At 62.3% G+C, this 22,121-nt stretch carries 19 protein-coding genes; 10 read left to right on the forward strand and 9 right to left on the reverse strand.

The features are described 5' to 3' along the window. Positions 1-79: 79 nt before the first annotated feature. Positions 80-1,606 (reverse strand): ABC transporter substrate-binding protein, encoded by a 1,527-nt coding sequence (locus tag C5J24_RS19115; RefSeq protein ID WP_105403149.1) that lies wholly within the window; start codon positions 1,604-1,606, stop codon positions 80-82. Between the two features lie 369 nt (positions 1,607-1,975). Here C5J24_RS19115 and C5J24_RS19120 point away from each other — a divergent pair, with 369 nt between their 5' ends. The 3 genes from C5J24_RS19120 to C5J24_RS19130 all read left to right on the forward strand — a co-directional run bounded on the left by C5J24_RS19120 (position 1,976) and on the right by C5J24_RS19130 (position 4,871). Beyond that, positions 1,976-3,133 carry a fumarylacetoacetate hydrolase family protein gene (locus C5J24_RS19120; RefSeq protein ID WP_105420066.1) on the forward strand — a complete coding sequence of 386 codons (1,158 nt, stop codon included), beginning with the start codon at positions 1,976-1,978 and terminating at the stop codon, positions 3,131-3,133. A gap of 105 nt (positions 3,134-3,238) precedes the next feature. Continuing rightward, positions 3,239-3,484 (forward strand): DUF982 domain-containing protein, encoded by a 246-nt coding sequence (locus C5J24_RS19125; protein WP_046634074.1) that lies wholly within the window; start codon positions 3,239-3,241, stop codon positions 3,482-3,484. 238 nt (positions 3,485-3,722) lie between these two features. Then, positions 3,723-4,871, forward strand: a complete 1,149-nt coding sequence (locus tag C5J24_RS19130) for a MalY/PatB family protein (protein ID WP_105420154.1) — start codon at positions 3,723-3,725, stop codon at positions 4,869-4,871. 76 nt (positions 4,872-4,947) lie between these two features. Here C5J24_RS19130 and rhaI read toward each other — a convergent pair whose 3' ends face one another. Beyond that, positions 4,948-6,240: an L-rhamnose catabolism isomerase gene (gene rhaI, locus C5J24_RS19135; RefSeq protein ID WP_105420068.1), complete on the reverse strand. Its 1,293-nt coding sequence runs from the start codon at positions 6,238-6,240 to the stop codon at positions 4,948-4,950. Between the two features lie 54 nt (positions 6,241-6,294). Then, the gene (locus C5J24_RS19140) at positions 6,295-8,391 is read right to left on the reverse strand and encodes a bifunctional rhamnulose-1-phosphate aldolase/short-chain dehydrogenase (protein WP_105420070.1); all 2,097 of its coding nucleotides are present in this window, start codon (positions 8,389-8,391) and stop codon (positions 6,295-6,297) included. Positions 8,392-8,591: 200 nt separating this feature from the next. On the opposite strand from C5J24_RS19140, the gene C5J24_RS19145 reads away from it, so the two are divergent. The 7 genes from C5J24_RS19145 to C5J24_RS19175 all read left to right on the forward strand — a co-directional run bounded on the left by C5J24_RS19145 (position 8,592) and on the right by C5J24_RS19175 (position 15,877). Beyond that, positions 8,592-9,407, forward strand: coding sequence for a DeoR/GlpR family DNA-binding transcription regulator (locus tag C5J24_RS19145; protein ID WP_105420072.1), 816 nt, complete (start codon positions 8,592-8,594; stop codon positions 9,405-9,407). Positions 9,408-9,456: 49 nt separating this feature from the next. Continuing rightward, on the forward strand, positions 9,457-10,464 hold the full coding sequence (rhaS, locus tag C5J24_RS19150) for a rhamnose ABC transporter substrate-binding protein (protein ID WP_105420074.1): 1,008 nt from the start codon (positions 9,457-9,459) through the stop codon (positions 10,462-10,464). Between the two features lie 243 nt (positions 10,465-10,707). After that, complete coding sequence (locus C5J24_RS19155) at positions 10,708-12,192, forward strand: sugar ABC transporter ATP-binding protein (RefSeq protein ID WP_105420156.1); 1,485 nt, start codon at positions 10,708-10,710, stop codon at positions 12,190-12,192. A gap of 10 nt (positions 12,193-12,202) precedes the next feature. After that, positions 12,203-13,192 (forward strand): ABC transporter permease, encoded by a 990-nt coding sequence (locus C5J24_RS19160; protein WP_105403153.1) that lies wholly within the window; start codon positions 12,203-12,205, stop codon positions 13,190-13,192. Beyond that, the gene (locus C5J24_RS19165; RefSeq protein WP_105420076.1) at positions 13,189-14,190 is read left to right on the forward strand and encodes an ABC transporter permease; all 1,002 of its coding nucleotides are present in this window, start codon (positions 13,189-13,191) and stop codon (positions 14,188-14,190) included. The genes C5J24_RS19160 and C5J24_RS19165 overlap by 4 nt, the downstream gene beginning before the upstream one ends. Further along, positions 14,187-14,507 carry an L-rhamnose mutarotase gene (gene rhaM / locus C5J24_RS19170; protein ID WP_105403155.1) on the forward strand — a complete coding sequence of 107 codons (321 nt, stop codon included), beginning with the start codon at positions 14,187-14,189 and terminating at the stop codon, positions 14,505-14,507. Before C5J24_RS19165 ends, rhaM begins: the two co-directional genes overlap by 4 nt. After that, the gene (locus C5J24_RS19175; protein WP_105420078.1) at positions 14,504-15,877 is read left to right on the forward strand and encodes an FGGY-family carbohydrate kinase; all 1,374 of its coding nucleotides are present in this window, start codon (positions 14,504-14,506) and stop codon (positions 15,875-15,877) included. Before rhaM ends, C5J24_RS19175 begins: the two co-directional genes overlap by 4 nt. Here C5J24_RS19175 and C5J24_RS19180 read toward each other — a convergent pair whose 3' ends face one another. From C5J24_RS19180 to C5J24_RS19205, 6 genes are all read right to left on the reverse strand, one after another. Further along, entirely contained in the window at positions 15,878-16,648 is a 771-nt protein-coding gene (locus C5J24_RS19180) for a FadR/GntR family transcriptional regulator (RefSeq protein ID WP_172724047.1), read from the reverse strand. A gap of 17 nt (positions 16,649-16,665) precedes the next feature. Continuing rightward, positions 16,666-18,057 (reverse strand): FAD-binding oxidoreductase, encoded by a 1,392-nt coding sequence (locus tag C5J24_RS19185; RefSeq protein WP_105420081.1) that lies wholly within the window; start codon positions 18,055-18,057, stop codon positions 16,666-16,668. 187 nt (positions 18,058-18,244) lie between these two features. Continuing rightward, positions 18,245-19,252, reverse strand: a complete 1,008-nt coding sequence (locus C5J24_RS19190) for an ABC transporter ATP-binding protein (protein WP_105420158.1) — start codon at positions 19,250-19,252, stop codon at positions 18,245-18,247. Further along, complete coding sequence (locus C5J24_RS19195) at positions 19,249-20,277, reverse strand: ABC transporter ATP-binding protein (RefSeq protein WP_105420083.1); 1,029 nt, start codon at positions 20,275-20,277, stop codon at positions 19,249-19,251. The genes C5J24_RS19190 and C5J24_RS19195 overlap by 4 nt, the downstream gene beginning before the upstream one ends. After that, complete coding sequence (locus C5J24_RS19200; RefSeq protein WP_105403160.1) at positions 20,274-21,185, reverse strand: ABC transporter permease; 912 nt, start codon at positions 21,183-21,185, stop codon at positions 20,274-20,276. Before C5J24_RS19200 ends, C5J24_RS19195 begins: the two co-directional genes overlap by 4 nt. After that, on the reverse strand, positions 21,185-22,108 hold the full coding sequence (locus C5J24_RS19205; RefSeq protein WP_205836961.1) for an ABC transporter permease: 924 nt from the start codon (positions 22,106-22,108) through the stop codon (positions 21,185-21,187). Before C5J24_RS19205 ends, C5J24_RS19200 begins: the two co-directional genes overlap by 1 nt. Positions 22,109-22,121 lie beyond the last annotated feature (13 nt).

Below are 22,121 nucleotides of genomic sequence, written 5' to 3' on the forward strand. Positions count from 1 at the left end.
TTCCTGTGTCCGGCATTGCGGACATCATCGAAGACGGATGCCGGTCCGTAAACCGGCATCCGATCCCTTAAGAGGATTATTACTTCTTGATCGATGCATTCCAGAAATAGGGCCACGGAGCCGGATCGACGCCCTGAAGCTTGGTCGAGATCGCGGAAACCGCGTTGAAATCGCCGATCTTCATGAAAGGCGCCTCGTCATACAGGGCCTTCTGGACATTGGCCCAGAGCTCGACGCGCTTCTTCGGATCCGACTCTGCCGAGAAAGCGTCAACGGCCGCCTTTCTGGCAGGTGTATCCCACCAGCCCGGCGAGCTCGGCGCCAAAGAACCGATCAGTGCCGGCTCCGGCAGGAAAGGGCTGTGGGTGATGTAGATGTCCCAGAGCGCCTTGTCGGTGCGGCGCTGGGTAAGCGTTGCCCAGTCGACCACCTGCATGTCGACCGCAAAGCCGGCGAGCTTCAGATACTCGGCGGCGACCTGCGCCATCTTGTAGTGGAACTCGTACTGGCGGCTGGTCAGGATGCGGATCGGCTTGCCGTCATAACCCGCAGCCTTGGCGGCAGCAGCAGCACCTTCCGGATCGGCGGCGTTATAGTTGCCTTTCACGCCGGCATCCGTGCTCCAGCTGAAGGAGGCCGGGTAGATGTTGCCGTTGAGGGCGTAGAAATCCTTGCTGCCGAAGGCGGCAGCCAGCATGTCTTCCATGCTGAGCGCCTGGCGGATCGCCTTTCGCACGCCAAGGCTCTTGGCGGCGCCTTCTGCGGTGTTGAAGACGAAGACTGGATAGCCGAACGGCTTCAGGAGCAGCGGCTGGGTGGCCTTTGAGGCCTTCAGCTTGTCGAAGGATTCGACCGGCAGGGAATCGATATAATCGTACTGGCCGGAAACGGCAGCTTCCACGCGGGTGTTCGGGTCCGGAACCGGCACGAAACGGATCTCGTCGAGATACTGGTGGCGGGCGCCGCCATAACCATCGCTCCCGCCCGAACGCGGCTTGTAGTCCTTGAAGCGGACGAGCTGGATATACTGATCCGCCTTGCGCTCCTTCAGCATATAGGGTCCAGTACCGGCAAAGTCGGTCATCGTATCGGCCTGCTTTTCAGCCGGGATGATGATTGCAGCGGAATTGTTGAAGGCGAGCAGCGAGACGAGCGGCGCATAGGGCTGCTTCAGCTTGATCGTTACGGTCGCCGGATCGGCGGCGGAGACGGACTCGATGAAACCGGCGGCCTGCTTGCCGCGCGAGGCGAGCTTGGTCCAGCGGGTGAGCGAGGCGACGACATCTTCCGAGGTCATGTCGCTGCCGTCATGGAATTTGATGCCGGTGCGCAGCTTGACCGTATAGGTTTTGCCGTCGTCGCTGACCGCAGGCAGGCTTTCCGCGAGAAGCGGCGTGACGCCCCACTTCTTGTCGAACGTATAGAGCGTCTCGAAAATGTGCTGCGTAACGATACCAACAAGGTCGGCCGTCGACGTCATCGGATCGAGCGTCGGCGGCTCGCCGATGGTCGCGACGTTGATGACGCCGCCCTTCTCCTGCGCCATCAGGAATGACGGCGTGGCGACGAGCGCGGTTGCAACAAGGAATGCAAGCTTCAGCTTCATGATAGTCTCCCGTTTTTGTTCCACAATTATGTTATATAAGGTTTTATAACAGAATACAGAACGCAAATGCCCTGTCAATGGGGAGGTAGCGACGAGCAGCGGCCGCCGCTGAGAACCGGATTTGCAACTCCAACGCCGAGAGGTTTCAGCCGAGGTGGTTTGGGGAGTTCCTCGATCGGCAGTGCGACGCGACGGCGCCTCCACAAAATCTCGATCTAATTTGTCGCCTGGGGCTGGACGAATGCGTCTTCGACAGCGAAAACACACAGCCTTGGCTGCGAGCTGGAAACCGGCTTCGCGCCAATCGGCAGAACAAGACAAGATAGAGTGGCCCGTTCGGCCACATCTAACGGGAGGAGATACACCAGCATGACCGACAATCTCATCGATACGTTTGCCAACGGGCTTTTTGTCGGCCGCGTCTGGAATCCTGCTGTTTCGGGCCCGAGCGTCGTCACCCTGCGTGACGGTGCCCTGGTCGATATCACCAGCAAGGAAGCCCCGACCCTCAGCGCGCTTCTGGAGCGCGCCGATGTTGCGGAATTTGTCCGAAACGCCGCCGGCCCGGTCATCGGCACATTGGAAGACCTTGCCAGGAACAGCACGGGCAGACCCGATCCGTCGCGTCCCCATCTGCTGGCGCCCGTCGATCTCCAGGCGATCAAGGCCTGCGGCGTGACGTTCGCGCAATCGATGATCGAGCGCGTCATCGAGGAGAAGGCAGCCGGCAATCCGGACAGGGCGGCCGCCATCCGGCAGACCGTCAGCACGATCATCGGCGGCAGCCTCAAGGACCTGAAGGCCGGCTCCCCGCAATCCGCAAGCGTCAAGAAAGCGCTGATCAGGGAGGGCATGTGGTCGCAATATCTCGAAGTCGGAATCGGCCCTGATGCTGAAGTCTTCACCAAGGCGCCGGTGCTTTCCTCGGTCGGCTGGGGCGCGGATGTCGGCCTCCATCCCGTATCGACATGGAACAACCCCGAGCCCGAAATCGTGCTGGCGGTCAACAGCCAGGGCGAAATCAAGGGAGCGACACTCGGCAACGACGTCAACCTGCGCGACGTCGAGGGGCGCTCGGCGCTTCTGCTCGGCAAGGCAAAGGACAACAATGCCTCCTGCTCGATCGGGCCTTTCATCCGCCTCTTCGATGAGGGTTACGGATTGGACGATGTCCGCAATGCCGAACTCGACCTGCGCGTGACCGGGCCGGAGGGATATGTCCTCAACGGCAAGAGCTCGATGTCGCAGATCAGCCGCGACCCGCTCGACCTCGTCAATCATACGTGCGGCGAACATCATCAGTATCCCGACGGCTTCATGCTGTTTCTCGGCACGCTGTTTGCACCGACCGAGGACCGCGACGTGCCGAACCAGGGCTTTACCCACAAGATCGGCGACATCGTCGAAATTTCGTCTCCGGGCCTCGGCACGCTGCGCAACACGGTACGCCTCTCGACCGAATGCCCTCCCTGGAGTTTCGGCATCTCGGCACTGATGAAGAACCTCGCTGCCCGTGGGTTGCTCTAGATAGAGCAGCCCTCCTTCTTTCTCGCATCGCCGACTGCCGACCCTCGCCACGGCAGTCAAATCGGTCTATGAGACCGGCATGGACGAGACGGGACGCCGAACAGAATGAATACGCCTTGGAACAAGCCGGTCGTCATATCGATCGGCGAGCCGCCGGCCGAAACCGCGATCGAAACGACGCAGGCCGCGGCATGGGCGATGATCGAAGACTGGCCGGTAGAGGATGGCACGGCCCTCGACCGGGCGCTCGAAGTCTGCGCCGCGGTGGATGCCGGAAAGCGCAAGCCTGAAGAAGCCAGAAAGGCCTTCGTCGACGCTGCTATGGAAGCGCATATCCTGATCCGTGCCTGAGCTTTCCACCAGATCGATCCGCCTCATCCCAAATGACCGAAGCAGGCTGCTCGCTCCCTCGCCGGGACAAGCGCCAGGCTCTGCGCTTGCCGGTTACGCAAAGAAAGGCGTTGACAGGCGCGCGGCCGGTTGGGGACAACGGGAGCTGATTTCGCGCCTTGCCCGGTTCGCGGCCGGCGACGAGATGAGGATGGCCGATCGCTCCGACCGGCAGAATGATAACAGGGGATTTGAAAGCATGACCGATTTCGATGCGGTGCACGAACGCCGGGGCACCGGCAGCTCGAAGTGGAGCAAGTATCCGGACGACGTGCTGCCCATGTGGGTCGCCGACATGGACTTCCCCGCGGCACCGGAGATCGTCGATGCCATCCGCAACCGGCTCGAGCATCCGATGCTCGGCTACGGCGTCGCCCGCGACGAGTTGCGCACTCGGATCGTTGCCGACATGCAGGAAAAATACGGTTGGACGGTCTCGCCGGACGAGATCGTCTTCCTTCCGGGCGTCGTTCCAGGTTTCAACATGGCGCTGCACGCGATGCTCAAGCCCGGCGACGGCGTGCTGGTTCAGCCGCCGGTCTATCGTCCGATCCTCGAAGCCCCGGCGGACTGGAACCTTGTCCGCCGCGAAGCGCCGCTTTTGCCGACCGCCGAAGGCCATGTGATGGACACCGACGTTCTGGCCGCGGAGCTGGCGAAGTCAAAGGCGCTTCTTTTCTGCAACCCGCAGAACCCGACAGGCAAGGTATTCACGGCGGAGGAACTGAAGACGATCGCCGACCTCTGCCGCCAGAATGATACGCTGATCATCTCCGACGAGATCCATTGCGACCTCCTGTTCGACGGCCGCCGCCACGTGCCGATCGCCGCGCTTTCGGAAGACGCCGCAAACCGCACGATCACCCTGATGGCCGCCAGCAAGACCTACAATATCGCCGGCCTCAAGACCGCCTTCGCGATCATCGGCAACAAGGCGATCCGCGAAAAGTTCAACCAGGCACGCCTCGGAATGGTCGACAACGCCAATATCATCGGGCTTGAAGCGACACTGGCGGCCTTTTCGAAGGCCGGCGACTGGAAGACCCGGATGCTCACCTACATCGAGGCGAACCGCGATTATCTGTCCGCCGAAATCGCGCGCCGGTTTCCCCAGATCAAGCTCATCCCCTCGGAAGGCACGTTCCTCGCCTGGCTCGACTGCACGGAACTCGGTCTGGAACCGGATGCTCAGAGCTATTTCCTCGAGCACGGCAAGGTCGGTTTCAATGCCGGATCGGACTTCGGCGCGGCCTACGGCAACTTCGTCCGCGTCAACTTCGGATGCCCGCGCGCCCTTCTCGAGGAGGGCCTGAGCCGCATGGAACGCGCACTCGGCCGGAACACCTGATCGGTTCATTCGATCGGATCACAAGAATTGGCTGCCGGCGGAGCTCATCCGCCGGCATCATTATAGGCTGGAGGGATCAGACGATCCCGCCGCCGCCGCTGGTCGAGGCCGGGCGTTCCGCGGCGACCTGTTTCCGATAACCGCTGGCACGATAGGTCGCAACTGGGTCGATCGCTCCGCCTGCGCGGCGGCGGGCTTCGGCAAGGATCGGTTCCACATCGGTGCGATAGGCGCGCTTCAGCGTCTCGGACGCCATCAACGCATCGTTTTCCTGCTGGAATCCGTCAAGCGCTGTCCGGTCAACCAGCAATGCCTGCGCATAGGCGCGGCGAATCTCATTGGCGCTGGAAATCAGGCTCTCGATCGGATCGGTAACGTTGTGCGACTGGTCGATCATATGCGCCGGGCGGAAATCCTTGATCCCCCGATGTTCCGCATCCACCAGTTCGTTGAAGACCAGGAAGAGGCGGTAGGGTTCGATCGCACCGGCATCGAGGTCGTCGTCGCCATATTTGGAATCGTTGAAGTGGAAGCCGCCGAGCTTTCCGAACTGGATGAGGCGGGCGACGATCATCTCGATATTGGTATTCGGCGCATGGTGGCCGAGATCGACGAGGCAGAATGCCTTCGGTCCGAGCGTATTGGCGATCAGGTAATTCGTGCCCCAGTCCTGCACCACCGTCGAATAGAAGGCCGGTTCGTACATCTTGTGCTCGGAAAACAGTCGCCAGTCCTCCGGCAGCGCCTTGTAGATTTCCGCCATCGAAGCAAGATACCGCTCGAACACCCGCGTGAAATGGCTTTGCCCCGGAAAATTCGAGCCGTCGCCGATCCACACCGTCAGGGCCTTGGAGCCGATCGCCTTGCCGATTTCGATGCATTCGAGATTGTGCTCGATCGCCTGGGCGCGCGTCGCAGCGTTCGTATGGCTGAGCGAGCCGTATTTGTAGGAATGCGCCTGCCCCGGTGCATCGGAAAACGTATTCGAGTTCATCGCGTCGAAACCGAGCCCAAGCGCATCGCCCTTGGCCAACAATTCCTTCGGATCCGCCTTGTCCCACGGGATATGCAGCGAAACCGTCGGCGTCGCCCGGGTCAGTTGTTGAATGACGGCGCAGTCATCGAGCTTGTCGAAAATGCCGCGCGGCTCGCCTTGACCGGGAAAGCGGGCGAAACGCGTCCCTCCGGTGCCGACGCCCCAGGAGGGTACGGCGACAAAGAACTTTTCGACATCCCGGGTGATCGTTTCGATATCGATGCCGCGCCGCGACAGGTTCTCGCCGAGCGCATCGTAGTCGGATTTGAGCGCTGCTGTGCGTTTGTCGTTTTCAGCGGCGATCACATTGGTCGTGATCTTTAACTCGGCCATTCGGTCCTCCCATCTGATATTGTCTCTTCTCCCCAGCGGGGAGAAGAGAGTGCCTTACCGCGTAAAGCTCTGGGCGTTGCCGGCATCCACGTTGATAATGTTGCCGGTCGACTTGGCCGATGCGTCCGATGCGAGGAAATAGATCGCCTCCGCAATATCCTCCGGGAAGACATTGAGCTTGAGCAGCGACCGCTTGCGGTAGTGCTCCTCCAGGTCGTCCACTTCGATCTTGGATGAGGCGGCCCGTTGTTCGCGCCATTCGCCGTTCCAGATCTTCGAGCCGCGCAGCACGGCGTCCGGATTGACCGTATTGACGCGGATGCCGGCCTCGGCGCCTTCGAGCGCCAGGCATCGGGCGAGATGGATTTCAGCGGCCTTGGCGGTGCAGTAGGCCGACGCATTCGGAGAAGAGGCAAGCCCGTTCTTGGAAGCGACAAAGACGACATTGCCGCCGAGCTTCTGGCGCCGGAACAACCGGAAGGCCTCACGCGAAACGAGGAAATAACCCGTCGCCAGGATGTCGATATTCTTGCTCCACATGGCAAGCGTGGTTTCCTCGACCGGCGCGGAAGACGCGATCCCGGCATTCGACACCAGGATGTCGACGCCGCCGAATTCGACGCAGGCCTCGGCAAACGCGGTGATCACCGCGTCCTCGGTCGTCACGTCGAGCAGGACCCCGCGCACCGCATCCTTGCCGAAGGACTTTTCGAAATCGGCTTTGGTCGCGTCGAGTGCGCCGCCGTCGATATCGGCAAGCACCACGCAGGCACCCTCGCCCATCAGCCTGGCGGCCGTCGCCCGCCCGATGCCGCCCGCGCCGCCGGTGACGAAGGCCACCTGCCCGGCAAGGCTTTTCGGCTTCGGCATGCGCTGCAGCTTCGCCTCTTCGAGCAGCCAGTATTCGATATCGAAGGCCTCCTGCTCCGGCAGGCCCTGATATTCGGCAACCGTGGACGCCCCGCGCATCACGTTGATGGCGTTGACGTAGAACTCGCCGGCAATACGGGCCGTCGCCTTGTCACGTGCAAACGACAGCAGGCCTACGCCCGGAACCAGGAAGATCACCGGGTTGGGGTCGCGCATGGCGGGCGAATTGCTGTGTTTGCAGGTCTCGTAATAGCGGCTGTAATCGGCGCGATAATCTTCGAGCGCCTTGTCGAGCGCGGCGATCACCGCATCGACATCCGGCTTTGCGGGATCGAAATCGACGATCAGCGGACGGATTTTCGTGCGCAGGAAATGGTCCGGGCAGGAGGTGCCGAGCGCGCCGAGCGGCTGCAGGTCCTTGGAATTGACGAATTCCAGCACCGCGTCCTGATCGTCGAAATGGCCGAGCTTGCGCTCCAGCTTGCCGATCCGGCCACGGATTTCCGGCATCAGTTTCGCGACGATCGCCCGACGTTCCGGCGCGGGCAGGCTCTTGGTCGCGGCGCCACCGAAGATCGTCTTGCCTTCGGTCTCCTTGGCGAACCATTCGATCGCCTTGTTGATGATGTCGAGCGTCAGTTCGTAGCAGGCCTTGGCATCATTTGCCCAGGTGAACAGGCCGTGGCTTTCCAGCACGACGCCCTTGGCATTCGGGTTCGCCTTGACGAACGCTTCGAGATCGAGCCCGAGCTGGAAACCAGGCCGCCGCCAGGGCAGCCAGCCGATTTCGGCGCCGAAGACCTGTTGCGTCAGCTCTCTCGAGTTTTTGGAAGCCGCGATCGCGATGATCGCGTCGGGGTGCATGTGGTCCACATGGGTGAACGGCACGAAACCATGCAGCGGGGTATCGATGGAAGCGGCGCGCGGATTGAGATTGAAGGTGCAGTGCGGCAGGAAGCCGACCATCCGGTCCTCGTCCTCGACGCCCTTATAGAGCCCCTTCAGCGCTTCCAGCTTGTCCATGTAGAGTGTGGCGAAACCGTCGAGCTTGATCGTGCCGACATCGCCGCCCGACCCCTTCACCCACATGACCTTCACTTTTTCGCCGGTCAGCTGATCGGTTTCCATCACCTTGGCCGAGGTATTGCCACCGCCGTAATTGGTGATGCGCTTGTCGGCGCCGAGAAGATTGGAGCGATAGAGCAGCTTGCCGGGCTCATCGAGCTTGGCGGCCTGGGCATCGTCCCAACGGTTTTCGAGAAGGCGGGTTTGGCCCGACATTGCTTGTCCTCCCAACGTGTTTCGGCTCACGGCGACGAGGCGGCCGCCATCTCCCTGTTGCCGGTATCGCGCATTGTCGCGTCGCCTGTCAATCATAAACGATCATAAAGTTTCATTGTGCAGCGCATCAAAAGCGAATTTGATCGTTTATGATTGACAACGTAAACTTTCCGGTAATAGTTGTCGCCGAGGAGGAGCCAATGCACGAACGTGAACGCCATCGCATCATCTTGAGCGCTATCCAGGAAAAGCCCGTCATCACGGTGCAGGATATCGCCGAATTGACCGAGGCGTCGGAAGCGACGATTCGGCGCGATATCGCTTCGCTGCACGTCCAAGGCAAGCTCCGGCGCGTCCGCGGCGGCGCGGAAGCCGTTCATCCTCCGCAGATCGGCCAGCTTTCGGCCCGATCGTTCCGGGTGTCGGAATCGGTCAACATCGACAAGAAGCGCGCAATCGCCCGCCGCGCAGTCGAACTCTGCGACGAAGGCGACAGCGTCATCATCAACGGCGGCACGACGACGTTCCAGATGGTGCATTTCATGTCGGCCCGACGCCTGCAGGTGATGACCAATTCGTTTGCGATCGCCGAACATCTGGTCAAGCATTCGAAGAACACGGTGACGATACCGGGCGGCGCGATCTATCGCGAGCAGAGCCTGATCCTGTCGCCCTTCGACAATGATGCGATCCGCAATTTTTATGCACGGCGCATGTTCATCGGCGCGCAGGGGGTCGGCCCGCTCGGCGTGATGGAAGCCGACGCGCTGGTGATCCAGAGCGAGCAGAAGCTGATGCACCAGGCCGAGGAACTGATCGTGATGGTGGATTCGTCGAAGTTTTCGCGCCGATCGAGCCTCATCCTGTGCCCGCTCGACCGGGTGACGACCGTCATCACCGATGATGGTGTGACCGACGACGCCGCACGGATGATCGAGGATGCGGGCGTCAAACTGATTATCGCCGGTGCCGCCACAACGGACCTGGCCAAGGAGGATTCTTCGTCGGCCGCGTGAGGAGCGACCGGCGGGAGAAAGATTAAACTATCAACTGGGAGGACCAACCATGAAACTTGCAAAGAAACTCGCCCTCGGCGTGGCATTCGCCTTCGCCGCCCTGACAACGACAATGACGACGGCGGCAAGCGCTGCCGACATGAAGATCGCGCTGGTCGTCAAATCGCTCGGCAACGGCTTCTTCGAGGCGGCCAACAAGGGCGCGCAGGAAGCTGCCAAGGAACTCGGCGGCGTCCAGGTCATCTATACCGGCCCGACCTCGACGACGGCCGAAGGCCAGATCGAAGTGATCAATTCGCTGATCGCTCAAGGGGTGGATGCGATCGCCATCTCCGCCAACGATCCGGATGCCGTTATTCCGGCGCTCAAGAAGGCAACTCAGCGCGGCATCAAGGTCATTTCCTGGGACTCGGCGGTGGCCAAGGAAGGCCGCATCATGCACTTGAACCCGTCTTCCAACGACTTGATCGGTAAGATGTGCCTGACGCTTGCCAAGAACCACCTGGAAGGTGGCAAGGGCGGTTTCGCCATCCTTTCGGCCACCACCACCTCGACGAACCAGAACACCTGGATCGGCGAGATGAAGAAGCAGCTCAAGGACTTTCCGGGCCTGAACCTCGTCACGACAGTCTATGGTGACGATCTCGCCGACAAGTCCTATCGCGAAGCACAGGGTCTCTTGACCTCGCAGCCGAACGTCAAGGTCATCGTCGCTCCGACCACGGTCGGTGTTCTCGCTGCCTCGCAGGCGGTCAAGGATGCCGGCAAGATCGGCCAGGTCTATGTGACCGGCCTTGGCCTGCCATCCGAAATGGCCGGCGCCATCAAGTCGGGCGCCACCAAGGAATTTGCCATCTGGAACCCGATCGACCTCGGTTATTCGGCCACCCAGATCGCCTATCACCTCGTCAAGGGCGATACCGACGCCAAGCCCGGTTCGGCGATCAAGGCCGGCCGCATGGGCTCGATCAAGGTGGGCGACAATGGCGAAGCCGCCATGGCCGACCCGTTCGTCTACAACGCCAAGAACATCGACGAGTTCTCCAAGATCTTCTGATCTGAAGAACTCGACCTGCCGGCAGGCGCGAGCCCCCTCATCCGCCTGCCGGCATCTTCTTCCCGCTGGGGAGAAGATGGCCAAGCGGAGCGGAGGCCGCTCTAAACTCGGAGCCATCGGCTTTGCAAGCACCCGCAAAATAACCAGACGTAAATCTCAAAGACTCGTCGGAAAATGTCCCTGATGAACGGCGTTACGAAAATTCAAGACCGATCGCCCCGACCGGCACCGACGACGGAAGCAATGCCGATCCTGGAAATGCGCGGCATCAGCCAGATCTTTCCGGGCGTCAAAGCCCTCGATGGGGTCAGCATCAAGCTTTACCCCGGCCAGGTGACGGCCCTGATCGGCGAAAACGGCGCGGGCAAGTCGACGCTCGTCAAGATTTTGACCGGTATCTACCGCCCGAACGAGGGCGAGATCCTGATCGACGGTCAGCCCACCACATTCACGAGCGCGCAGGCGGCGATCGACGCCGGTGTTACCGCAATCCATCAGGAAACCGTCCTCTTCGACGAGTTGAGTGTCGCGGAAAACATCTTTCTCGGCCATGCGCCGCGCACCCGTTTCGGCACGATCGACTGGCGGAAGATCAATTCCGGCGCCAAGGCCCTCATGCTGCAGCTCGAAAGCGATATCGACCCGACGATCCGCCTGCGCGACCTCTCGATCGCCCAGCGCCACCTCGTGGCGATCGCCCGGGCGCTGTCGGTCGAGGCCCGCATCGTCATCATGGACGAGCCGACCGCCGCCCTTTCGCGGAAAGAGATCGACGATCTCTTCCGCATCGTCGAAGGTCTGAAGCGGCAGGGCAAGGCGATCCTTTTCATCAGCCACAAGTTCGACGAGGTCTACGAGATCGCCGAGAACTTCGTGGTTTTCCGCGACGGCCGCGCCGTCGGCCAGGGCCGGTTGAAGGAAACGCCCCAGGACGAGATCGTCCGGCTGATGGTCGGCCGCGACGTCAAGGACGTTTTCCCGAAAGTAGAGGTCGCGATCGGCGCGCCGGTTTTCCGCGTCGAGAACTACTGCCATTCGACGGAATTCCGGGACATCTCCTTCGAGCTTCGCCGCGGCGAAATCCTCGGTATCTACGGCTTGATCGGCGCCGGACGCTCGGAACTCTGCCAGTCGCTGTTCGGCGTCACCCGGCCCTCATCCGGCCGGCTGGTTCTGGAGGGCAAGCCGCTCGACATCCGCTCCTCGGGCGATGCGATCCGCGCCGGCATCGTCTACGTGCCGGAGGAACGCGGCCGCCACGGCCTGGCGCTGCCCATGCCGATCTTCCAGAACATGTCGCTGCCGTCGCTCGGCAAGACCTCCCGCTCCGGTTTCCTCAAAGCCGCCAACGAACTGGCGCTGGCACGAAAATATGCGGAACGGCTGGACCTGCGCGCCGCCGCCCTTTCGGTGCCGGTCGGCACGCTCTCCGGTGGCAACCAGCAGAAGGTCGTCATCGGCAAATGGCTGGCGACACAGCCGAAGGTGATCATTCTCGACGAACCGACCAAGGGCATCGACATCGGCTCCAAGGCCGCGGTGCACGCCTTCATCGGCGAACTCGCCGCCGAGGGCCTGTCGATCATCATGGTCTCATCCGAGCTTCCCGAAATCCTCCGCATGTCCGACCGGGTGATGGTGATGCGCGAGGGCCTGGCCGCCGGCGTTTTCGAGCGCGAGGCCTTGAGCGCCGAAATGCTGGTCCGCGCCGCGACCGGCAACCAGTGAGGAGAACCAGATGAACCGCCTCCTGAAGAACCGCGAAATCCTGCTGACCGTCATCATCGCCGCGATGATCGCCGGCTTCTCCACCCGCGCACAGGGCTTTGCGTCTCCCAGCAATCTCGCCAATATCTTCAACGACACCTCGATCCTGATCATCCTGGCGCTCGGCCAGATGACGGTGATCCTGACCAAGTCGATCGATCTCTCCGTCGCGGCCAATCTTGCCTTCACCGGCATGGCTGTCGCCATGACCAACGCTGCCTATCCCGATCTGCCGCTGGCTCTGCTCATCGTCATGGCGGTCGGCATCGGGGCCTTTCTCGGTGCGATCAACGGTTACCTCGTCTGGGCGCTGCAGATCCCGCCGATCGTGGTGACGCTCGGAACGCTGACCATCTATCGCGGCATGGCCTTCGTGCTGTCCGGCGGCGGCTGGGTGAACGCCCACCAGATGGCGCCTTCCTTCCTGAATGTGCCGCGAATGCCGGTGCTCGGCCTGCCGATCCTCTCCTGGATCGCCATCCTCATCGTGCTCGGCGCCTGGTTCGTGCTGACCCGCCTGCCCTTCGGCCGGGCGGCCTATGCATCCGGCGGCAACCCGACCGCGGCGATCTATGCCGGCATCGATATCGGCTGGACCAAGTTCATTGCCTTCGTCGTTTCGGGCGCGCTCGCCGGCCTTTCCGGTTATCTCTGGGTGTCGCGTTACGCGGTCGCCTATGTGGATATCGCGGCCGGTTTCGAGCTGGATACGGTCGCCGCCTGCGTCATCGGCGGCATCTCGATCGCCGGCGGCATCGGCTCGGTCGGCGGTGCGGTGCTCGGCGCCCTCTTCCTCGGCGTCATCAAGAACGCGCTGCCCGTCATCGGCATCTCGCCTTTCGCGCAGATGGCTATCTCAGGCATCGTCATCGTGCTCGCGGTCGCCTTCAACGCCCGCGCCGAGCGCAAGGCCGGCCGTATCATCCTGCGCGATCGCGGTGCAAAGGAGGTGTCCGCATGACCGACGTCGTTTCCTCGAAACGGGTGATCCCCGATAGGCTCGGCAGCAAGACCTCGCGCCTCCTGGCGAGTTGGGAAGTACTGCTGTTCGGCGTCGCGGTGTTGATCTTCGTCTTCAATTCGTTCGCCTCGCCTTACTTCCTGAACGCCTGGAACCTCTCCGACGCCACCTTCAACTTCACCGAAAAGGCGATGATCGCCTTCGCCATGGCGCTGCTCGTCATCGCCGGCGAGATCGACCTGTCGGTGGCAGCGATCATCGCGCTTGCCTCGACTGCCATGGGCGCGGCAGCCCAGGCCGGCATCGGTACGCCGGGACTGGTGGCGATCGGCATCGGCACCGGACTTGTCTGCGGCGCCTTCAACGGCCTGCTCGTCGCCGGCCTCAGGCTGCCCTCGATCGTCGTGACGATCGGCACGATGAGCCTCTTCCGCGGTATTTCCTACATCGTCCTCGGCGACCAGGCCTATGGCAAATACCCGGAAAGTTTCGCTTTCTTCGGCCAGGGCTACGTGGCCTGGGTGTTTTCCTTCGAATTCGTGCTGTTCATCATCCTCGCCGCAGCCTTCGGCATCCTCCTGCACGCCACCAATTTCGGCCGGCAGGTCTATGTGATCGGCAACAACGAATTCGCCGCACGCTTTTCCGGCATTCCGGTGGAGCGGGTGAAGTTCATTCTCTTCCTGCTGACCGGCGTGATGGCGGGTGTCGCATCCGTTTGCCTCACCTCCCGCCTCGGCTCGACCCGGCCGTCGATCGCCCAAGGGTGGGAGCTTGAGGTCGTCACCATGGTCGTGCTCGGCGGCGTCTCCATTCTCGGCGGCGCGGGCACCATCGCCGGCGTCGTCATCGCGGCTTTCGTCATGGGCCTCGTCACCTTCGGGCTGGGGCTGCTCAACGTGCCCGGCATCGTCATGTCTATCTTCGTCGGCCTGCTGTTGATCATCACCATCGCCATCCCGATCATCGCCCGCCGCATCAAGGAAATGAGCCGATGACGCTCGAAAAGCACGCTTTCAAGATGAAGCTCAATCCCGGCATGGAAGCGGAATACCGCAGGCGCCACGACGAGATTTGGCCGGAGCTGGTCGATCTCCTCCACCAGGCCGGCGCCAGCGACTATTCCATCCATCTCGACCGCGAGACGAACACGCTGTTCGGTGTGCTGACGCGACCAGTGGACCATACGATGGCGAACCTGCCGGAACACCCGGTGATGAAGAAATGGTGGGCCCATATGGCCGACATCATGGAAACCAATCCGGACGCCTCGCCGGTCCAGAGCGATCTGGTGACGGTCTTCCACCTGCCATGACCACGCCGGAAAAGATCGCCGTTCTCGATATCGGCAAGACCAATGCCAAGCTCGTCGTGCTCGACTGCGCGACCGGCGACGAGATCGCCGAAAGGCGCACGCCGAACCGGGTTCTGCCGGGTCCACCTTATCCGCATTACGATATCGACGCCCTGTGGACCTTCGTGCTCCAAGCGTTGTCCGACTTTGCCAAGCACCCCGGCTTCGATGCGATCTCCATCACCACCCATGGCGCATCAGCGGTGCTTCTCGACGCCGAGGGCAAACTGGCGCTGCCGGTGCTCGATTACGAACACGAATATCCGGAAGATATCCGCCAGGCGTATCGGTCGATCCGCCCGAATTTTTCGGAAACCTTCTCGCCAGCCCTGTCCGGCGGGCTGAATGTCGGCGCGCAGCTCCACTACCAGAAGACTGCCTTTCCCGAAGCCTTTGCCCGCACGCGCAACATCCTCACCTACCCGCAATATTGGGCGTTCCGGCTGACCGGTGTTGCGGCGAACGAAGTCACCTCGCTCGGTTGCCATACGGACCTCTGGCAGCCCCGCGAAGGTACCTATTCACCGCTGGTCGATACGCTCGGCATCCGTGATCTGATGGCGCCGGTCCGTTCGGCCTTTGACACGCTCGGTCCGCTTTTGCCGGACATCGCAGCCCGGATCGGCGTCACGGCAGCCATCCCCGTCCATTGCGGCATCCACGATTCCAACGCATCGCTGCTGGCGCATCTGGTCGGACGTGAGCCGCCGTTCGCGGTGGTCTCCACCGGCACCTGGGCCATCAATTTCGCGGTCGGTGGCGATCTCGATCATCTCGACCCGCAGCGCGACGCGCTTGCCAATGTCGATGCCTATGGCCGCGCCGTACCCTCGAGCCGATTCATGGGCGGCCGCGAATTCGAGATGCTGACGGCCGAACTTGGTCCATTGTCCCCGGAAGCGGCCCTCGCAGCCATTCCTCGTGTCATCGAAAAAGGTCTGATGCTTCTGCCGAACGTTTCAGGTGGTTCCGGCCCCTTCCCGGGCCGCGAGCAACAATGGATCAACGACACCGGCGCCACTATCGACCAGCGCTGGGCGGCAGCCTGCCTCTACCTCGCGCAGATGACGGAGACCTGTCTCGATCTCATCGGCGCCAAGGGACCGGTTCTGGTCGAAGGCCCCTTCTCGACCAACCTGGCCTATCTCCAGGCGCTCGCCGCACTGCTCGGCCGCGAGGTGATGGCACTTTCGGGCTCGACCGGCACAAGTCAGGGCGCAGCGCTTCTCGCTGGCATCTCGCCAGCATCCAAGCCCGGCCGCATCGTGCCTGCGCCGACCTGGAATCTCGAAGCCTATCGCGCCAGCTGGCACGAAAGCCTAAGGCGGTGATCAACTCGCATTGGCCGGCCGGCGGTTGCGGCGAAGGCGCCGGCCCGTCTGCTCCTCAAGCGCATTTTCCAGAATGCCGAGACGCCGCTCGGTAATCTCGGCGATCTGCGCCGGGTCGCCGGATTCGATCGCCTGCATCATGGTCTCGACCAGTTCGAGCGACAGCACGAGATCGGCGCGACTATGCAGCGTCCTGTGCCGCATCGGCTCCACCCATTGCAGCAGCAGTTCCATCAATTCCAGCACGAGGCCATTGCGGGTCGCCCGTGCCAGGGCGAGGTCGAAGCGCATCGACGCGATGATGATCGAGCTGATATGCTCGGGGCTGCTTTTCGTCACCTCCGGCGGCGGCAGCGAATCCCGGCCGAACCGGATTGCCTCCCGCATCCGGTCGAAATCCGCATCCTCGGCATATTGCGATGCGATCTGCGCCACCCAAGGCAGGATCAGCCGGCGCACCTCGATCGCCTCGTCGATGTCGCCCGGCCGCATGTCCGGCCTCGGCACGATAATGTCGAGCGGCACGATCTCGCTGCTGACGAACGTGCCGCCGCCGGCGCCCGGCCTGACGGTCAGAATATTCGCCTCGACCAGCAGCTTCACCGCTTCACGCACCGTCGGACGGCTCACCTGCATCTGTTCGGCGATGCTGCGTTCGGACGGAAGGCGAGAGCCGAGCCGGAAAAATCCCGCCCTGATGGCATCAGCAAGCCGGCGCGCCACCTCTTCGTTCGGAAGCAGCACTTTGACGGGCTGAAAGTGTCGGTCCACCAGCACCTCCTACCCCCTCAGACGGAAAGCACTTTGCCGGTATTCAGAATGTTGTTGGGATCGAGCGCCAGCTTGATACGCGCCATCAACGCCAGTTCCTCCGGGGTGCGCGATAGCTTGAGATAGGGCTTTTTCAGGAGGCCGATCCCGTGTTCGGCGGAAATCGTGCCGCCTTCGCGGGCGATCGAGCCGAAGACAAGTTCGGTGATCTCCTTATGAGGCTGGTCGTTGCCGGCCGACGGAATGTTGCAGACGAGATGCAGGTTGCTGTCGCCGATATGGCCGTAGCTGACCGCAATCGCATCCGGCCAGCGGACCTTCATCACCGCCTCGATCTCGTCGACCACCCTTCCGGCCGCGCTGGTCGGCAGGCCGACGTCGAAGGCGGTCAGCGGCCCCATCAGCTTGCCGTATTCCGACACGCTTTCGCGCACTGCCCAGAGATCCTTGGTCTCGCGCTCCGAGGACGGCAGAACTGCATCGGAAACCCAGCCGGCTTCCAGCGCATCGGACAGCACCTGCTCCAGCAGCGCCCGGTTCTCTTCCGCATTGCGCCCGCCAGTCTCGATCAGCACATAGACGCCGTGCGGCTCCTTGAAGGCGCGGCGCAGGTCGGGAAGCCTGCCCGTCATAAAATCGTAAAAGCTCGGCCACATCACCTCGAACGAGGTCAGTGCCGAGCCCATGCCCTGCCGGGCGCTCTTCAGCAGCTCCAGGAGCGCGGGAAAATCCGGGCAGCCGCAGAAGGCGCTGGCAAGTTCGGCGGGCTTTGCCTGCAGGCGCAGTACGGCGCGGGTGATGACCCCGAGCGTGCCTTCCGAACCGATGAACAGCTGCTTCAGGTCGTAGCCGGCATTGTTCTTCAGCATCTTGTTCAGCGACTTGACGATCGTGCCGTCCGGCAGCACCACTTCGAGGCCCAGCACATGTTCGCGCGCCATGCCGAACCGAATGACACGATTGCCGCCGGCATTGGTGGCGAGGTTGCCGCCGATGACGCAGGAATCGCGGGCACCGAGATCGAGCCCGAAGAACAGCCCCGCCTCCTCCGCCTTCGCCTGGATGACGCTGAGCGGCGTGCCCGCCATCACCGTCATCGTCGCCATCACCGTATCGACTTCCTCGATGCCGTTCATGCGGTCGAGCGACAGCGCCACGCCATTTTCGATCGGCCGCGCGCCACCGGCGAGACCGGTCAATCCGCCCTGCGGCACTACCGGCACCTTGAACTCGTTGCAGAGGCGTAGCGTCGCCGAGACCTGCTCCGTCGTGCGCGGCCGCACCAGCGCCAGCGGTACGACCGGCGAAAGGCCGCCCCAATCGTTATGGAAGCGAACCGGGATGTCCTCCCCGAAAAAGACGTCGGGCCCAAGTTCGCGCATCAGCGCCTGGATGAATTCTCGTGTCATGAAGCCGTTACCTGCGAATGCCATCGGGATAAAGGTAATCTTAACTGCCACCTTCGGTAAAGCAAGTGTACCTATGGACTTTTTCGCAGATGGGCTTGGCGCGAGCGCCTCCGCCATCGAAGGTCTCGTGTAAAGGCACGGCACCTATTCGATGGCGAACACAGCTCGGAGAGCTTCTCGACAGGGCCTACAAAGGGATGGGATGCGGCTTGGCGAAATGGCAGGCGGCGAGGTGACCGCTGGCGGTTTCCAGAAGCGGTGGACGTTCCGTCCTGCAAATAGGCTGGGCGATCGGACAGCGGGTATGGAAACTGCAGCCGGTCGGAACATTGGCCGGGCTCGGCACGTCGCCCTTCAGGATGATCCGGGATTTTCGCGTTTCCGGGTCGGGCTCCGGCACCGCCGAGAGAAGCGCCTGGGTGTAGGGATGGCTGGGGAAATCGTAGATCCGCCTTTTAGGCCCTATTTCAACGATCCGGCCGAGATACATGACGGCGACGCGATCCGCGATATGCCGCACCACCGACAGATCATGAGCGATGAACAGATAGGAGAAACCCCGGCTTTTCTGAAGGTCCTGCATCAGGTTGACGATCTGGGCCTGCACCGAGACGTCGAGCGCGGATACGGGTTCGTCGGCAACGATGAACTGCGGATCGACCGCAATGGCGCGAGCGATCCCTATGCGCTGCCGCTGGCCTCCGGAGAACTGGCGCGGATACCGGTCCATGAAAGTCGGGGACAGCCCCACCTGGATCATCAGTTCAGCGACACGATCGCGACGCTGCTTCCTCGATTGGACTAGCCCGAAAATTTCCAGCGGTTCGGCAATGATCTTCGCAACCGAGCGACGCGGGCTGAGCGACCCATAGGGGTCCTGGAAGATCATCTGCACGCGCGCCCGCATCTGGCGCATGTCATTGGAACTGAGACGCAGGATATCCACGCCGTCGATAGCGATTTCGCCTTCGCTTGCATCTATCAGCCGCAGCAGAAGCCGCCCGAGGGTGGATTTTCCGCAGCCGGATTCCCCCACCAGCGCCAGCGTCTCGCCGCGCTTGACCTCGAAGGAAGCGCCGTCGACCGCCCTTACACTCGGCTGGGCGCGGCCAAACACCAGGCCTCCTGCTTCCGAAAAGGTCTTGCCCACGTCTCTGACCACGACGAGGTCATCTCCGGTCACTGCAATATTCATGACGTCGCCCCCGCCGAGACCCAACAGGCCGCCTTCTGTTGCGGTGTGATTTCGAGGAGAGGCGGCGTCTCCCGCGCGCATTTGTCGATGCGATCGGGACAGCGCGGGAAGAACGGACAGCCTTGCTTGATCGTGCCGGGCAAGGGCACCATGCCGGGGATCTGGTAAAGGCGCGTATTCTCGTCCTTCAACCGCGGGATCGATTGCAGCAGGCCCCGCGTGTAGGGATGTTTCGGGCTGCGGAAGATCGTCTTGACATCCGCATCCTCGACCACCTTGCCCGCATACATGACGATCACCCGCTCGCAGATATCGGCGATGACACCGAGCTCGTGCGAGATCAACAGGATGGTGGTGTTCAGGGTGCGGCGGATCTTGTGCATCAGCTCGAGCACCTGCGCCTGGATGGTGACGTCGAGCGCGGTCGTCGGTTCGTCGGCGATCAGGAGCTTCGGGTTGCAGGCGACCGCCATGGCGATCATCACCCGCTGGCGCATGCCGCCGGAGAACTGGTGCGGATAGGCGCCGAGCCGGCGTTCCGGATCGGGGATGCCGACCAGCTTCAGCAGCTCGATAACGCGCTGGCGCCGCTCCTCGCGGGCCATCTTCTGATGCAGCTTGATCGCCTCGCCGATCTGGTCGCCGATCGTCATTACCGGATTGAGCGAACTCATCGGCTCCTGGAAGATCATCGCGATATCGCGGCCGCGGATCTCCGGCATCCTGGAGCGCGGCAGGCCGAGCAGATCGACGCCCTCGAACAGGATCCGCCCGGTGGCGATGCGGCCCGGAGGGCTGGGGATCAGCCCCATCACCGCAAGCGAGGTCATCGATTTGCCGGAGCCGGACTCGCCGACGATGCCGACCGCGGCGCCGGCGTCGATGGTGAAGCTGACACCTTCCACCACACGCACCGCCGTACCCTTCGGGCCGAACTCGATCGAGAGATTCTCCACTTTCAGCAAGGGCCCGGGATGAACGGAGGCAACCGGCTGCTGCCTTGAAAGCGACGGAGCAATCGTCATCGCGTTGTCTCCGGATCGAGGACATCGCGCACCGCGTCGCCCATGAGGTTGAACGACAGCACGACGCAGGTGATCGCAAAACCCGCCGCGATGATCGGCCATGGCGATCCGAACAGGTTGTTCAGCCCGTCGCGGATGATATTGCCCCAGCTCGGATTGGGTGCCCGGGTGCCGATGCCGAGGAAACTCAGCGACGCTTCCAGCCGGATGGCGGACGCGACCCAGAGCGTCATCAGCACCAGGATCGGCGCAGCGATATTCGGGATGACGTGCCGGATGATGATCGTCGGCGTGCGAAGGCCGACCGCAACCGCGGCTTCGATGTAAGGCTCCTGCTTGACGGCGAGCGTCGAGGCGCGCGCCACCCGCGCAAAACCCGGTATGAAGGCGACGGTGATGACGGCAATGATGTTCCAGAAGGCCCCGCCGAGCACCGCTGCGATCATGATCGCCAGAAGCAGTTCCGGGAAAGCCAGAAGAAGGTCGACGACACGGCTGATCACCCGGTCGATGACGCCCCCGAAATAACCCGCCGTCACCCCGAGTATGGTTCCGAAAAAGGCGGCCAAGGCAGGCGAGATCAGCCCGAACAGCAGCGAATTGCGCGACCCGTGGATCATCCGGGACAGCACGTCCCGGCCGAACTGGTCGGTCCCGAGCCAATGCGCCCAGGACGGTTGCTTGTTGATCGACAGGATGCTTTGCGCCAGCGGATCGTAGGGGGCGAGCCAGGGCGCAAGGATCGCGACCAGAAGAAAAATCACCACGACGGAAAAGGCAAAGATCGTCGAGGCCTGGCCGAAGAGCATGTCCTTCAGCAGCGCCGTCCTGCCGGGTTCCGGCGCGATCGCATGTTCGATATCGTCGGATGCGGACAGGGTTCCGACGGAGCCTGGGAGTATTGTCATTACTTCACCCGAATTCGTGGATCGATGACGACATAAAGGAGGTCCATCATCAGGTTGACGAAGACCACCATCAGCGCGAAGACCACCACTCCGCCCTGGATGACGCCGTAGTCCCTTTCGGTAATCGACTGGATGAGCAGCCGACCGATGCCGGGGCGATTGAAGACCAGTTCCACTGCGACGGATCCCGACAGGGTTGCGAGCAGGCTCAATCCCATGCCTGTCGCAAGCGGTAGCAGGGCGTTGCGCAGCGCATGGCGGTAGATGACGCGGTTTTCGCGCGCTCCCTTGGCGCGGGCGGTGCGCACATAGTCCTTGCCGAGAACCTCGAGCACGGAGGTTCGCGTCAGGCGCCCGATGAACGCAGCCTTGACAAGCGCAAGCGTCAGCGCCGGCAGGAAGAGGTGGTGGAGGACATCGAAAAACCCGCTGCCGGCCCCGTTGATCGGAAACCATCTGAGGTTCAGCGCAAACCCGATCAGAAACAGCGCGCCCAGATAAAAATCCGGGACCGCATACCCCACCAGAGAAAAGACCCGCATGCCGGAATCCGGCAGCTTCCCCCGCTTGACGGCCGCGAGCACCCCGAACGGTATGCCGATCACCGTGCCGAGGATCATCGCCGCCACCGTGAGCTGGATCGTGTAGGGCAGATTGCGGGCGATGAGATCGAGGACCGGCGCGCCGTTCATGTAGGACTTCCCGAAATCGAGCGTCAGCGTGCCGATCAGGAAGTTGAAATATTGCTGCCAGATCGGGACGTTCAGTCCCATTTTCTCCCGGAACTCGGCAAGCTGCTCCGGGAGAGCACCGTCTCCCAGAGCAGCGATTGCCGGATCTCCCGGGAGAATGCGCATGGCGATGAACACGAGCGTCAGGACCAACCATATGGTTGGTATGGCGTCGGCTAGCCTGTAAAGCATGTACCTGCCCATT

It is taken from the genome of Neorhizobium sp. T25_27, assembly GCF_002968565.1.
Taxonomy (GTDB): Bacteria; Pseudomonadota; Alphaproteobacteria; order Rhizobiales; family Rhizobiaceae; genus Neorhizobium; species Neorhizobium tomejilense.